Raw genomic sequence first — 14,711 nt, 5'->3', positions numbered from 1 at the left:
AGTCGCAAGCTTCTTCAGGAACGACGCACCCCGGCGCAGCCCACGAAAACCGTCCTGAGCTCGGCCTCCGACAGGCCCGACTGCCCGGACAATCCGTGCAAGCCGAGCTCCTGCCGTTCTGCCACGCGCCCCAGGGGCACAGAAAACGCCGAGCATTCATCGCGCGTCGGGAATTTCTTATTGCGGTAGCGAATAAATTCCTCGTCACAGCCGCATGATAAGCCGCTCTCATATACCGGACCGCCGCGTTGCATGCGTTCCGGCCACCCGTCCGAGATCAACGGCAACGAAACTCACCCGATCGGAATAGGAGCGGAGTCAGCGACGATCAATCGGACCAGAGCTTGATTGATGTCGTCTCCCAGCTCCAAGACCTGAAAGGTCGTCTCGGCGTAGATCTTTCCTTCCGCCCCGACTAGGACGATGTATTCACTCAGCCACTCGCCTATCGGACACAGGCGGTCACCGATGACGCGCTCCCGATCGGCAATTCGCTCGGATTCCCCTTCCGCAGCCCACAGCGGATCGATCTTCAGCTCACCTGTGCCGAACACGGCCTTGATCGACTTCGGTGGAACCACGGTCAACCCGCCTAGCAGTTCCAGAACGCGGATGCCAGCGGGATGAACCGAAAAACCCTCGGCCCGGAGCCGATCGACCCAGCCAGAAGGGTCGAACCGGTACTCAGGCGTCCACCCGCTTTCCAGCAGAGTGGCATGCACCACCGAGTTGCTTACCGCAGGAGTCAAGTCGATCATTTGTAGACAACTCCCAACTTGTCCAGCACGACCTCGCACGACGGACACGGCGGGATCGGCGACCCATGCTGCTGCGAGTTCGGGCCTCGCACTCGCCCTGTGGCCACAACACTTCCCGTCAGGTCTTCGTTCGCGTTCAGAGCATCCGAAAGGCATTGGATTTCCGCACAGTACCCGTGGAACGGAGGCCGCGTATCTTCGGGTACGGCAGCCAGCGCAGCCTCAACAACGGGGTTGCGAGGACCGGTGAACCCACTCGCACCGGCGTAGGAGCGCCCGTCCTGGAGCTTCAGCACCGCGACGGTCCGCGGATCCCCTGTCTTCGGAGGCCTCGGCTTCGAATCGGCGAGGGTGCGAACTTCGCTCTGGGCCTCGGCTCCGAGTTCTTCCGGATCCCGGCCTGCCGGCTTCTTGCTACCCCGCAACCCACCGAGCGCACCGAACGCCGCTCCGCCGACGCCGCCCGCCGCGGCGCCCGCGCCGGCCGCCGACAGCGCTCCGCTCACCGAACAGTCCCGGCCACAATTCAGCCCGTAGCCGGCCAGCGCCGTCACGCCGCCACTGACCGCGCCCGAAACACCACCCACCAGACCCTGCGTTGCCGCCTGGGGCAACACGCCGTCCAGTGCCTCCGATACCAGCTTTCCGCCCAGCGGACCTGCCAGACCCGCACCCAGCGCACCACCCAGAGCGCCGAGCCCGACCGCTTCGACCGCGCCACCCACCGAGCAGTTGTGCGCCTTCGAGCAGTCCATCCCGTACGACACCGCGCCGCCGACCGCGCCACCCAGTGCGGCACAGCCGACCACGGCCGTCCCGGCGGTGATGGCCGTGCACGCCGCGCCGACCAGCACGCCCGCCGCGATGCCCGCGATCGTCGATGCGTGCTCCTTCGCGAACGTCGCCACGTGCGAGGCCGCCGACGCCGCCGCGTGGCCCACCGCCACCGCGGCCGTCGCCACCGCGTGGCCGACCGTCTTGGCCGCCGACACCGCCGCGTGCGCCACGGCCGAAGCCGCGTGCACCACCGCGTGCGCTGCCGTCTTCACCGCCTTCGCCACCGCGTGGTACGCCGTTTTCACCACGTGCACGGCCGCGTGATAAACCTTCTTCGCGTACCGGACCACCGCGTGGTACGCGTTGCGGACCACCCGCGCCGCCGCGTGGTAGGCGTCGCGGACCACGTGGTAGGTCGCCACCGCCACGTGCACGATCGGCTGCACCACATACGTGTTCACGAACTGCGCCGCGGGCTGGATCACCTGGTGGTAGACGAACGACGCCGCCGGCGCCACCACGTGGTCGCTGACGAACGACCACGCGTCACTGAACCAGCCGTGCCCGGACGGGTCCGTGCCCGTCATCGGGTTGCCGTCGACGTAGGCGAACTTGTTCGCCTCCATCGGGTTCGGCACCGGGCTGTTCGACACCGTGTCGCGGTTCATGAACTGCCCGACCGCCGGGTTGTACCAGCGGGCCGCCATGTTGACGTTCCCGGTCGAGCTGTCCGTCCAGCCCGACTGGTACCCCAGCTGCCCCTTCACGTTCGAAGACGCGAGTACGTTCCCGAACGGGTCGTACGCCGTCGAGCCGGCCAGCGCGGACCCCGAAGCGGTGAACGTCCCGACGACGTCGGTGTGCTGGTCGACGAACGCGAACGCCCCGGTACCGCCGGAAGCGACACCGACCAGGCCGCCGCCCGGGTCCCGGCTGTAGGTCGACGAGCCGTCCGAGGCGATCGTGTTGCCCTGGCCCGAGAAGGAGAACGTCGTCGCCGTGCCGGACGCGATCGTCGTGTCGGTCAGGTTCCGGCCCAGCGCGTCGTAGCCGAAGGCCTGCGTGCCCTGGACGGCCATCTGCCCGAACGCGTCCGAAGAGGACACCAGGGTGCCGGTCGAGGACGCCCGTTCGCGCAACGTCCCGCGCGCGCTGTAGCTGTAGGTGTTCGAGCCGTCGGACGTCAGCTCGTTGCGCTCGTCGTAGGTGTAGGTCGACGAGCCGACCTGGGTCCGGTTGCCGGCGGCGTCGTAGCCGTAGGCCACTGTGGACGTTCCGTTGTTCCACGACGCGAGCCGGTCGGCCAGGTCGTAGGTGTAGGTGTTGGCCGCCGCCCCGGCGAAGCCCGCGGTCGTCTTCGACGTGAGGTTGCCGTTCGCGTCGTAGCCGTAGCCGACGGACGCGATCGCCGCTCCCCCGGCCGTCTTCAGCGCGTCGCTCGTCAGCCGGTGCAGCCCGTCGTAGCCGTACGTCCGCGTGTTCCCGGTGCCGTACTGGATGCCGCTGACCTGGTTGAGCGCGTTGTAGCTCAGGGTCTGCGTGCCGCCGGTGGCCGCGTCGGTGACGGTCGAGAGCCGGTCGGCGCCGTCGTAGCCGTACGACGTCGTGCCGGCCGCGTCGGTCCGCGAGCTCATCAGCCCGTCGGTGGTGTAGGCGAACGACGACGACCCCGCCGAGCCGGTCGCCGTGAGCAGCGACCCGCGGTCGTTGTAGGTGAAGGTCTCGCTGGACGCGGCCTGGTGGTCGGAGTGCCCGGCCACGCCGGCCTCGCTCGTGGCGGCCGAGGTCATCCGGCCGCCCGGGTCGTAGCCGAACGTCCGGGTCGCCGTCGCCGCGTCGGCGCCGCCGCCGGACTGGCTGACGAGGTTCCCGTCGTCGTCGTAGCCCGCCGACACGGTCACCCCGCCCGGCTGCGTCTGCGTGACCGGGCGCCCCGCCGCGTCGTAGACGGACGTGAAGGTCCGGTCTGCGTCGGCGGTGTAGGCGGCCGTCGCCGGCTCGACCAGCGCGTCGGGCAGGTTCCAGGAGTTGTAGCGCGTGATCGTCGGGTTGCCGCGGCCGTCGGTGAACCGGGTCCGGTTGCCCGCCGCGTCGTAGCCGAAAGTCGTGGTGATCGACGAGGTCGCCGACACCGGCTGGATCTCGCTCGCCAGCCGGTTCGCCGCGTCGTAGGTGAACGTCCGCGCGGTGCCGCGTCCGTCCACACTGGACGTCAGGCGGCCGCCGGCGTCGTAGACCGCCGACGTCTGCTGCAGCACCGCCCCGGCCGCGTCCTTGCGGGTCACCTGCACCGGCCGGCTCGACTGGTCGTAGGCCGTCGCCGTCGAGGTGTTGTCGGCGGCGGTGACCGTCGCCTTCTCCCCGAGGTAGCTGTAGCCGTACCGCGTGGTGTTCCCGGCCGCGTCGGTGACCGAGGTGGTCTCGCCGAGGGCGTTGTACCCGTAGGACGTCGTCGCACCGGTGGGCGTCCTGGTCGACGCCAGGTTCGCGCCGCCCGGGTTGACCGGCGACGCCGCGTACGAGTTGGTCGTCGTCGCGGTCAGCGTCGAGGGATAGCGCTCGAACACCGTCGAGGTCAGCTGCCGGGACAGGAAGTCGTAGGTCGCCTCGGTGCGGGCCCCGTTCGCGTCGACGACCGAGAGCCGGTCGCCGTTCGTGTCGAAAGTGGACACCGCCTTGGCGCCGGACGGCTTGGTCACCTGGACCACGTCACCGAGCTGGTCGTAGGACAACCCGGTCACGTGGCCGAGCGGGTCCTTTTCGGACACGACCTGCCCGATCTTGTCGTACGTGCGCACGGTGGTCGCCGTGATCGGGCTGCCCCCCGGCGGGGTGTAGTTCGGGTTCGTGACCGACACCGGCTGGCCCGCCGCGTCGTAGACCGTCGTGACCTGGTTGCCGTCGGGGTCGACGGCTTCGACCGGCTCGCCGAAGGTGTTGTAGCCCGTCGTGGTGACGGGGTGGACGGCCGTGGCCGGGCCCCCGTTCGTCTCCGTGTTCACCGTCGGCGCGGTGGTGACCGCGGGCTTGCCGGCCTCGTCGTAGGCGTAGGCGGTGAAGTTGCCGTTGGCGTCGGTCATCGACGTCGGCAAGCCGCGCTGGTCGACCGTCCACGTCGTCGTCTCCGCCGCGGAGGAGGCGGCGGTCCCGCCGTTGCGGCCTCCGTTGTAGACGGTCGCGATGTCGGCGGCCGGCAGGGCGCGCGAGTAAGCCTGGACGCTGTCGACCTGGCCGGTGGCGTAGTTGCCGTCGGCGCCGGTGTACCAGCCGTGCCCGATCACCAGCGGGCCGCCGGCCGCCATCGGCGTCGGGTCGGTGGTGTTCCCGGCCGCCGCGCCGTTGACGTAGAGCGTCATCGAGCCGGTGCCCGAGTCGTACACCCCGGCGAGGTGGGTCCACACCCCTGCCTGCGCGTCGGCCGAAGACTCCGCGCGGTACACCGTGGCGTTCGCCGCGTCGGTGCCGAACCTCGAGAACGACCACTTGTGGGTGCTCGGGTCGTATTCGAGGTAGAGGCCGCTCATCACGGCACCCTTCTGGACCACGTACGTCTGGAACGCCGAACCGAGCGTGGCCGGTTTGACCCAGGCGGACACGGTGTAGGCGGCCGCGGTGTTGAGCACCGGGCCACTGGTCGCGATCTGCGAGCTGGTGCCATCGAGCGTGGCGGCGCCGCCGGACCACGTCACCGCCGACGCCGCGGCGGTGTTGCCGGTCCCGGAGAAGTCGACGACCGTGCTGCCCGAGGTCTGGTTCAGCTTCCACCAGCCGACCGGGTGCCCGGTGCCGTCCGCGGCGACCGACCGGGACGTGAGCACGCCCATCGGGTCGTAGGACGTGCTGACCGTGCGGCTGCGCCCAGACGGGTCCGACTGCGTGCTCGTGGCGACCTTGTCGTCGGGGGTGTAGGACACCGACGTCGAGCGCGCCGCGCCGCCCGGGTCGTCGACGGTCTGCGCGACCCGGCCCGCGGCGTCCACTGTGGACGTCGAGGTGTTCGCGCCGTTGCCGGTGACCGTGCCGATGAGGTTGCCGGCCGCGTCGTAGGTGTTGGATTCGGCGACGAAGGACTGCTGCCCGGTGGGATCCTTGCGGGTGACGGTCGCGGTGAGCCCGTTGTCGGTGTAGGTGTAGGCGGTGGTGTTGCCCATCGAGTCGGTTTCGGACGCCAGGCGCCCGGACGGGTCGAAGGCGTTGGACTTCTGGATCAGGAACGTCGCTGGCTGGGGATTCGCAGGGTTGCCGGTGTACCAGACGCCCTGGGTGAGCAGGTGGCCTTCACCGTCGTAGGTCCAGTCGGTCTCGGTGCCGTTCGGGTCGGTCTCGCTCTTCTTGTTGCCGTAGACGTCGTAGGTGTACGTGGTGACGTTGCCGTTCGCGTCCGTGGTCGACGCGACCTGGTCCTTGTCGTTGTAGGTGGAGCTGGTGGTGCGGGCGGCGTCACCGCCGGTGCCGTCCGCGACGGTCTGGGAGGTGATGCTGCCGTCGGCGTTGTAGACGCTGGTCGTGACGGCGGTGTGCACCGCGCCGGTCACCCGGTCGGTCACCGCCGGGTCGGTCTGCGAGACGACCTGGTCGCTGCCGTCGTAGCCGTAGGAGGTGACCAGGCCCGCCGGGTAGCTGTCGGAGACCGTGGTTTTCGTCAGCATGCGGCCGAGCGGGTCGTAGGTGAACCGGGTGACCAGCCCGTCGGCGTTGGTGGTGCTGTCGACGTCGCCGTTGTGCCGGTAGGAGATCCGGTTGACCGCGCCGCCGGGTGAGGTCGTCTTCACCGGCAGCCCGGCGGGCACGGTGCCGGTGTCGGCCGCGGGGAACGCCGCGGAGCCGTCGCTGTAGGTGATGGTCGTCGTGCGCCCGTTCGGGAATCCCGGGACCGGTGGCGTGGTCACCGAGGTGCGGTTGCCCGCGGTGTCGTAGCCGAACGAGGTCAGGTACGCCGGATCGGTCGCGCTCGACGACCGGCCGTCCCGCGACGTCAGCATCAGGTCGTTGCGCGCGTCGGCCGTCGTCAGCTGCGGGGTGGTGTCGTCCGGGAAGTACGTCGAGTACGACGTCGAGCACTTCTCCGCGGCCTGGTTCTGGCAGGTGGTCTGGGAGACGACGTTGCCGCGCACGTCGTGGCCGACGGTCACCACGTTGCCGTTGGGGTCGGTGCTGGTGTGCAGGAAGCCGGACGTGTCGTAGCCGTAGGTGGTGCGGTGCCCGGCGGTGTCGGTCTCGGCGATCTTGTGGTTCCCGGCGCCCGGTTCGTACTGCTGCACGGACGTCTTGCCGGCCGGATCGGTGATGGTGGACGTCGTGAGCGGCGCCAGTCCCTGGGAGTTGCCCGCGGCGAGGAAGTGCTGGGCGACCTGGGCGGCGGACAGGGCCGACCGGTAGTAGGCGACCTCGCCGAGGGAACCGGCGAAGTAGTTCCAGGTCGTCCCGGCCGGGGCGGCGGGCCAGCCGCCGGTGTTGAAGACGCCCGCACCGGCGAAGGCGTACGGGTCGACGTTGAAGATCTGCGCGGACAGCGTGCCGACCTGCAGGCCGTCGAGGTAGAGCACCTGGCTGGTGTTCGCGCCGCTGAGCACGACGTGGTGCCACTTGCCGTCGTTGACCTTGCCCGGCGAGGCCATGCCCGCGACGGAGTTGTCCCAGAAGTGCCCGTGCAGCTTGCCGTCCGTGCCGACGTACAGCACCGGCATCGCGCCGGTCGACGGGTTCGCGGCGCCCAGCGGAGAGTTCCCGGTGGAGAACAGCATGCCGGCCGCCGTCGACGTGGTGTTGAACCACAACTCGACCGAAGCGGTGTTAGACCCGCTCACCAGGTGGTCGGGCAGGGTGACGCCGCCGACCGTGCCGGGGAACTCCGCGGCGGTCGAATCGGTGAACGGGCCGGTCACGCCGAGCGTCGCGTTCGTGTAGGCCGAGGGCCGGTAGTTGACCTCGCCCGCGGGCACCGCCGTGCCCGGCGCGTCGGCGAAGCGCTGGTACAGCTCGGGTTGCGAGCCGAGCACGGCACCGCGGTAGACCTGGCTCGAGCCGCTGGCGGTCAGCGGCGCGTACTTCCACGTGCCGCCGTTCTCGTCGCCGATCTGGGTGACCGCCTGGGAAACCGGGTCGTAGGACACGGTCGTGTGCACCGCCCCGGACGGGCGGGTGATCGAGGTGAGCAGGCTCGCCTGCTGCTTGCCCGCCTGGTAGAGCGGCACCTCCTGGACGCCGGGCACGGACTTGTCCCAGATGCCGACGTCGGCGATCTGGCCGTTGAAGAACGTGGCCGTGCCGGGCTTGCCCTGGTTGACCTCGTCGGGCCACTGGTTGCCGAGGAAACCCGCGCCGATGAAGCGGTTCTGCGGGCCCATCGGGACGATCGGGGCGACCTGCGAGCCGACGAACTGGCCGTCGAGGTACATGCCCTGGCTGGTCGAGGAGTGCGTGAAGACGACGTGGTGCCACGCGTTGTCGTTGACCGGGTTGGCCGTGGTGATCGTCTTGTCCGTGGCCCCCGTCCAGTACTCGCCGACCAGCTTGCCGTCGTTGCCGACGTAGAGCGCGGGCGTGTACTGCGACGCCGGGCTCGTCGCCTCGGTCAGCGGCATGGTGCTGTAGGAGAACAGGACGCCGTTGGTGGCGGCCGTCTTGAACCACATCGACACCGACATCGTGTTCGGCGCGGCCGCGTCGGCGCGCGGCAGCTGCAGGTACGACGAGGTGCCGTTGAACCCGGCGGCGGTCGCGGCGGACCCGGCGAGCGGGCCCGGCTGGCCGAGCGCGACGTCGTGGTAGGTCGCGGTGTCGGTGCCTTCGTTGGTCAGCACCGCGCTCGCGGCGGTCGTCCCGCTCGCCTCGGCCAGCGGCCAGAACGAGTGCGGCCCGACGTCGAGGACGCTGGTGCGATACGGCGAACCGGGCGTGTACCCGTAGCGGGTGCAGTCGGTCATCGTGCCCGGCGGGCAGACGCTCGTGAGCTGGTCACCGGTGTAGCCGTAAGTCCAGGTCAGCGGCGCGCCCGGCGTCAGTTCGTCGGTCGAGACGGAAGCAACGTGCGGGCTCGTGGCGCCGGCCGGCGTGGTCCAGGCGAGGTGCAGGGCCCGGCCGGACACCGCGGACGTCAACGTCGCGGGATGGCCGCCCGACACGGTGAGGTTCACCGCGCGGCCGTTGGCGTCGGTGATCGACGACAGCTGGTAGACGCCCGAGCCGAGCGCCTGGGTGAACGTGTAGACGGTGTCGTTCTTGTCGGTGAGGCTGTACCCGCCGGTGATCGCCTTGAACGTGGCGAACCGCCCGGACGGCGGGGAGAACGTCCCGTCGGCGTTCTTCCCGTAGCCCACTTCGGAGCCGTCCGGGTAGGTCACCAGCACGCTGACGACCGTGCCGGAGTTGTCGAAGTCGTACTGCTCGGCCGCGCGCGCGTCGAACACGCTCGACCAGCCGGCGCCGAACGCCCCGGTCGTCCGGGGATCGCGGGAGTTGTAGTCACGCACCACGGACAAGGCCGGCCCGACGCCGCGCACCTCCGCGTCGGTGGCCGAGGTCGTGTAGTTGCCGATACTCGGCTCGACACCGTGCACGCCGGTGTTCTGCGACAGCGACGACGTCACCAGCGGCTGGTCGACCTGCACGGTGAGCGGGTTCCACGGCGGGTCGGCCGAATAGGACGAGCCGTCGTAGGCCTGCACGGCCCAGTAGTAGGTCTGGTTGTACTTGAGCTTCCCGGAGGGCACCCGCCAGGTGCCCTCGGTGACCAGGCCGGAGTCGGCGATGGTCGTGCCCGCCTGATCGGCGACCTGGTAACGGTACTTCAGCGCGCTCGGGCCGCCGTCGATGTCGTGGGCCGTGGCGAACAGGAACGGGACAAGGCTGGTCGTCGTCCCGCCGGCGCCCGGGAAGGCGGAGTCGACGACCGGCGGCACGTTGCCAGTCGTGGTCAGCGACAGCACCGGCTGGTAGCCGGCGTTCATCAGCCAGGAGTCGAACTGCTTCCAGTGCAGGCTGTCGTTGGTCGCCGCGTACACGGCGAGGCCGTAGTCGGACGCGGATCCGTTGGCCCAGTTGGCGAACGTCGCCGTCGACAGCGGGACGTTCACCCAGTCGCCGACGGTCCGGTCGGCCCCGCGGTTGGCGCACGCGTTCGGCACCGACGGGGTGGCGTTGCCGATGCTGGCGCCGAAGGACGGCCCCGGGTAGGCGGTCACGCCGGCCGGCGTCCACGCCTGCGTCACCGGGGCGACGTCGAGGCGTTCGGCGAGGCAGGTCGAAGCCCACGTGTCGTACAGCTTCAGCGTGGCGGAGCTGACCGTGACCTGGGAGCCGTCGAGGTCCTTGGGGAACTGGAGGAACGTGTTCGCCGAGTCCGGGCCGGAGTTGTACGACCCGATCTTGACGGTCTTCTCCATCGAGTGGTCACCGGGCGCGCCAATCTCGGCGTAGGTCGAGGACGGCGTGTCGGTGAAGGTCGGGTCGACGGTCACCGGGAACACGCGGGCCGGGTCGGCGAGCCACTTCGGGTCCAGCGTCACCTTCAGCGCCGGCTTCCCGGTGACCTGGGTCAGCTCGTAGCCGACCGCGTAGGTCGTGGCGGGGACGCCGGAGACCGGGTCGACCTTCGCGTCGAAGGCGTAGCCGCGGGGAACGCGCTGGCGGATCGCGCCCGCGCCGTCGAGCAGGCTCACCGAGCCGTCGGTCTCGATCCGCGGGGTGAGGCCGGTGAGGGCCAGCGGGAACACCCAGGAGGTGGGTGCCGTCGCCGAGTGCAGGACGAGCGATTCCTTCAGGCCGGTGGTGGTGGGTTCGAGCGCGACGTCGGTGCCCGCGAGCGCGCCGGCGTAGGTCGCGGCGTGGCCGTCGACCCGGGGCGCGACCGCGCGGGCGCCTTGCAGCCCATAGGAAATCGTGTGTCCATTGTCGACGGTCAGGGTGGCGAGCGCGGGGTCTGCCGCGTTGCCGGCAAAGTCGACTCCGAGGGAGTTGGCGGTTTCGTGCCAGCGGCCGTCCGGGCCGCCGTGCACGGAGGTGTCGATCGCCCGCCAGCCCCACGGGCCGTCGGAGAAGTTGACGGGGCCGCGCGTGTAGTCCCGGGTGACCGAGCCGTCGGCGTTGGCGAAGTAGTTCATCGTGGCCGTGGACTTGGCCGCGTCACGCCGGCTCGTCGCGGGGTCGAAGCCGTGCGTCGCCACGCCGCTCGGCCCCGGGGTCACCTTCCGGCCGTGGCCGCGATCCTCCGGCAGCTCACCGGGTGCGGCGCCGGGTGCGTTCCCCGCCCCGCCGCGCGCGCGGGTCGACGCGGTGCTCGCGTCGTGGCCCTTGCCGTCGGCCGTGCCCGCGGTCTGCACGGGAGTCGCGCCCCAGTGCGGGGAACCAGAAAACAGCGAACCCAGCCACGAACCGAGTTCCGCGAGCGGGAGGTGCCCGGGCGCCAGTTGCGCCGCGTCGGCCTGGCCACTGCCCAGCGAAAGCCCCAGTCCCAAAAGTATGGAGGCAGCACAAACTCTCGCGGCGCGACGACGCACGGGTCCCCCTCGATGTCCATCCCCGACGAACGGCGAGGAAGTTCACCACACCGGCGACCGTGCGGAAAAGACTGCAAATCACCGAATTCTGAGATCAACGACACCGGTAACGAGGAGGAAAGCCGGCCAAATCGGACGAACGTGGATCAATCCTCAGTGCCCGGCGGCGTGCGCGGCCTGACGGACCACCGCGGCGACGTCGTCACGGACGTGCTCGCTCACCCGCACGGGCGAGACGTTCGCCGCGGCACCGGTCGACGGGCCGACGGTGACGAACCGGATCGCGGGGTGCGCGGGCGCTTGCGCGGCGGCCACGGTGGTGCCGGGCTCCCCCGCCGTCACGACGACATCGCAGCGGCGCTGGACGAGCGAGTTCACGTAGGGAAGGTAGTTCGCCTCGGTGGCCGGCCCCGCGGCGGCGAGGTAGGAGACCTTGACGCCGGTGTCGCCGGAGGCGTCCTGCAGCCCGGCCCAGACCGGCCCGGCCCCGGGGGCGGCGAGGCCCTGGGCCCCGGTGAGCAGGCAGGCGGAGAAGTCGGCGTAGACGCGCGCCCGGGCGGGAGGCAGGCCGTCATCGTGGCCGGAGGGCCACCAGATCGCCACGGCCACCCCACCCGCGACGACGACCCCGGCCGCCGCGATCACCCACCCACGCCGCACAGGTCCCCCTCATTCCCGCGCCCGGTCGCCGGGCGCACCTCGGTAGTGTGCCCCGGCTCGCTGGTTGTGAGGGCAGGAGGCTCGGGTCTGTGGGCTGGTGGCTGGGATCGGGCTGCTTGGGGCCGCCCTGGTTTCCGCGCCGCCGCCCAGCGCAACCCGCTCGCCCGGAATGGGCGGGTGCCCAGCCGGTCGCCCAGCGCAGGCCGCCTTGCACCCGCCCGCGCGAAATGCGAGGCATGGCCGCCTGGCCGCCCAGCGCAAACCGGACTCCAACCCACTCGCCCGAGATGCGCGGCGGTGCTCGGCGCGGCCCGCTCCCCAACGCGCAGCGCTTCCCAGCCGAGTGCCCGGCCCGCCCCTCCACCCCGATCCGGGCTCCGGCCCACCCACAGTCCTTTGTAGACCCTCACCAGCCAGACTCACGTAACACCGCCACTGCGCCGTGTGGGTGACCCCCGTGTTGCGAAACGCGACCCCGCAGCGATGTAACCGACATGGTCTGGCCCGAGGACGATGCCCGGCACCGCGAGGTGCTGGCGGCTCTGCGTGCCTGGGCCCGGCAGATCGACGCCGTCCCCTACCCCGCCGGCCTCGACATCGATGCCCTGATGGCTCGCTACTACGACAGCCTGCGCGGGGACCCCGAGCCCGAAATGGGCATCGTCGTCACCACCACCGCCGACGCCTGCGTGCTCGCCGTGCGCGGTGACATCGACCTCGACGGCAGCCTGCGGCTGCGGGCACGGCTCGCCGAAGAGCTCCGCCTGGCCCCGCCCGTCCTGGTCTTGAACCTCTCCGGCGCCACCCACTGCTCCGCCCGGGGCGTCGCCGCGCTCCTCGAAGCCACCGCGGACGCCCGGGAGGCCGGCGTCCCCTTCGCGATCGCCGGCTGCGCTCCTGTCGTCCGCCGGGCGATCGAAGCCCTCGGCCTGGCCGAGACGCTCGCGCTGCACCTCACGACGGCCGAGGCGATCGAGTGGCTCCAGCTCCTGGAACGGCTGAAGGCGCTTCGGTGACCGCGCTCCGCGGCTCGTCGAACCATCCACCGAGGATCCGGTATGAGCCACTGACCTGCGCGAAAACCGTCGCCACCCGGATCTACTGAGCCCCGGCCGGGGCCGTCGTCACCGCCGACTCGCCGAACCGGATTCCCTTGGCCTCCTTGCCGATCGCGGTCAGGACGGCGACCGCCACGAGGCCCGGCACGACCGTCCACAAGAGAGCCGAGGAGTACCCGTGGGACTCCGCGATCGCCTGCTGGATCGGCAGGTTCAGCGCCGCCAGCAGGTTGCCCAGCTGGTAGGTGACCCCCGGGTAGAAGCCGCGGATCGCGTCCGGCGACATCTCCGTCAGGTGCGCGGGGATCACGCCCCACGCGCCCTGCACCATGATCTGCATCAGGAACGAGCCGAGCGCCAGCATCCCGGCGCCGTGGTCGAACGCGAAGATCGGGATCACCGGCAGGCCCAGCACCGCGGCCGTCACGATCGTCCGGCGGCGGCCCAGCCGCTCCGACAGCGTGCCGAACGTCAGGCCGCCGATGATCGCGCCGACGTTGTACAGCACCGCGATCCACGTGCTCGTCGACGCGCTCAGCCCGGCGCCGCCGTTGTCGTGGGCCTTCAGGAAGGTCGGGTAGACGTCCTGGGTGCCGTGGCTCATCCAGTTGAACGCCGTCATCAGCAGGATCAGGTACCCGAAGCGGCGGATCACCTTCCCGTTCAGCAGGACGTCCTTGACCGACGTCCGCGTCACCTTCAGCTTCTCCCGCGTCGCTTCCCAGACCTCCGACTCGCGCACCCGCGCGCGGATCAGCAGCGTGATCAGCGCCGGGAAGATGCTCAGCACGAAGATCCAGCGCCACTCGAGGCCGAGCGCGGAGTGGAACAGCAGGTACGCGAGCGCGGCCAGCAGGTAGCCGATCGAATAGCCGACCTGCAGCAGGCCGGAGAAGAACCCGCGCCGGGCGACCGGGATCTTCTCCATCGCCAGCGCCGCGCCGAGGCCCCACTCGCCGCCCATGCCGATGCCGTAGACGAACCGCAGGATGAGCAGCACCGTGAAGTTCGGGGCGAACGCGCAGAGCAGGCCGGCCACCGAGTACAGCAGGACGTCGGCGATCAGCGGGATCCGCCGGCCGACGCGGTCGGCCCACAGGCCGAACAGGAGGGCGCCGACCGGCCGCATCACCAGGGTCGCCGTCGTGATGAACGCCAGCTGCGTCGCCGTCGCGCCGAACGACTTGTCCTTCGCGATGTCCGCGAGCACGAACACGACCAGGAAGTAGTCGAACGAGTCCATGCTCCAGCCGAGCAGCGCCGCGAGGAACGCGTTGCGCTGATCGGATGTAAGCGCTTTCTTGCCTGCTGCCGGTGCCGCTTCCCGTTCCGTCACGTTCGCCCCGTCCCGTCGGTTCCCCACCGGAAGACCTCAGGGCTGGTCTAGCACTCACCGGCCCGCGCGGGCAAGGGTCTACAGCGCCACGCGCGTCCGGACGCGACGGCCGACGTCACGCGCCCACGCCTTGATCCGGTCCCAGTCGCGGAAGTCGCCCGCGCGCTGCCCCGACGCCATCAGCCGCGGGATCAGCCCGCGCACGGTCGACGGGTCCAGCCGGCCGCCGAACGTCGCGGTGCGCTCCGCGTCGATGCGCGCGGCGAGCAGCGCCACGTTCGCCGGCAGGCTGACCTGGTGGGTGGCGGCACCCGGGCCGCACGGCCCACTGTGGAACAGCCACACCGGGCGCTCAGCCAGCTCCCGGGCGTTGCGCTCCAGCAGCCGGACGGCCTCGGGCCGCCAGCGGTGGTAGTACAGGGCGCTGCCGACGACGACCGCGGCGTAGTGGCCGACCGTGGCGACGTCGGCGGCGTCGCGCACGTCCACGCTCAGGCCGGCTTCGCCGAGCTCGGCGGCGATGACCTCGGCGATCTGCCGGGTTCCGCCGTGGCGCCCGGCGTAGGCGACGAGGACTGCGGTCATGCGTCCCATTGTCGGCCCTGTCGCGCGGTCTTGCGCCGCG

6 protein-coding genes are annotated in these 14,711 nt (G+C 70.7%); 1 reads left to right on the top strand and 5 read right to left on the bottom strand.

Going from position 1 to position 14,711, the window contains the following annotated elements:
* Window positions 1-293 precede the first annotated feature (293 nt).
* From ACZ7OH_RS44975 to ACZ7OH_RS44965, 3 genes are all read right to left on the bottom strand, one after another.
* Window positions 294-758, bottom strand: coding sequence for an SUKH-3 domain-containing protein (locus ACZ7OH_RS44975; protein WP_470286518.1), 465 nt, complete (start codon window positions 756-758; stop codon window positions 294-296).
* The gene (locus ACZ7OH_RS44970) at window positions 755-10,990 is read right to left on the bottom strand and encodes a LamG-like jellyroll fold domain-containing protein (protein ID WP_470286517.1); all 10,236 of its coding nucleotides are present in this window, start codon (window positions 10,988-10,990) and stop codon (window positions 755-757) included. The genes ACZ7OH_RS44975 and ACZ7OH_RS44970 overlap by 4 nt, the downstream gene beginning before the upstream one ends.
* A gap of 195 nt (window positions 10,991-11,185) precedes the next feature.
* The gene (locus tag ACZ7OH_RS44965) at window positions 11,186-11,692 is read right to left on the bottom strand and encodes a hypothetical protein (protein ID WP_470286516.1); all 507 of its coding nucleotides are present in this window, start codon (window positions 11,690-11,692) and stop codon (window positions 11,186-11,188) included.
* A gap of 494 nt (window positions 11,693-12,186) precedes the next feature.
* Here ACZ7OH_RS44965 and ACZ7OH_RS44960 point away from each other — a divergent pair, with 494 nt between their 5' ends.
* Window positions 12,187-12,708 (top strand): STAS domain-containing protein, encoded by a 522-nt coding sequence (locus tag ACZ7OH_RS44960; RefSeq protein ID WP_470286515.1) that lies wholly within the window; start codon window positions 12,187-12,189, stop codon window positions 12,706-12,708.
* 82 nt (window positions 12,709-12,790) lie between these two features.
* Here ACZ7OH_RS44960 and ACZ7OH_RS44955 read toward each other — a convergent pair whose 3' ends face one another.
* On the bottom strand, window positions 12,791-14,086 hold the full coding sequence (locus tag ACZ7OH_RS44955) for an MFS transporter (RefSeq protein WP_470286514.1): 1,296 nt from the start codon (window positions 14,084-14,086) through the stop codon (window positions 12,791-12,793).
* A 78-nt stretch (window positions 14,087-14,164) separates the two neighbouring features.
* Window positions 14,165-14,671, bottom strand: a complete 507-nt coding sequence (locus ACZ7OH_RS44950; protein WP_470286513.1) for a flavodoxin domain-containing protein — start codon at window positions 14,669-14,671, stop codon at window positions 14,165-14,167.
* Between the last annotated feature and the right edge of the window lie 40 nt (window positions 14,672-14,711).

Source organism: Amycolatopsis sp. NPDC114478 (assembly GCF_055633805.1).
This window is presented reverse-complemented; position numbering and strand designations above follow the sequence as displayed.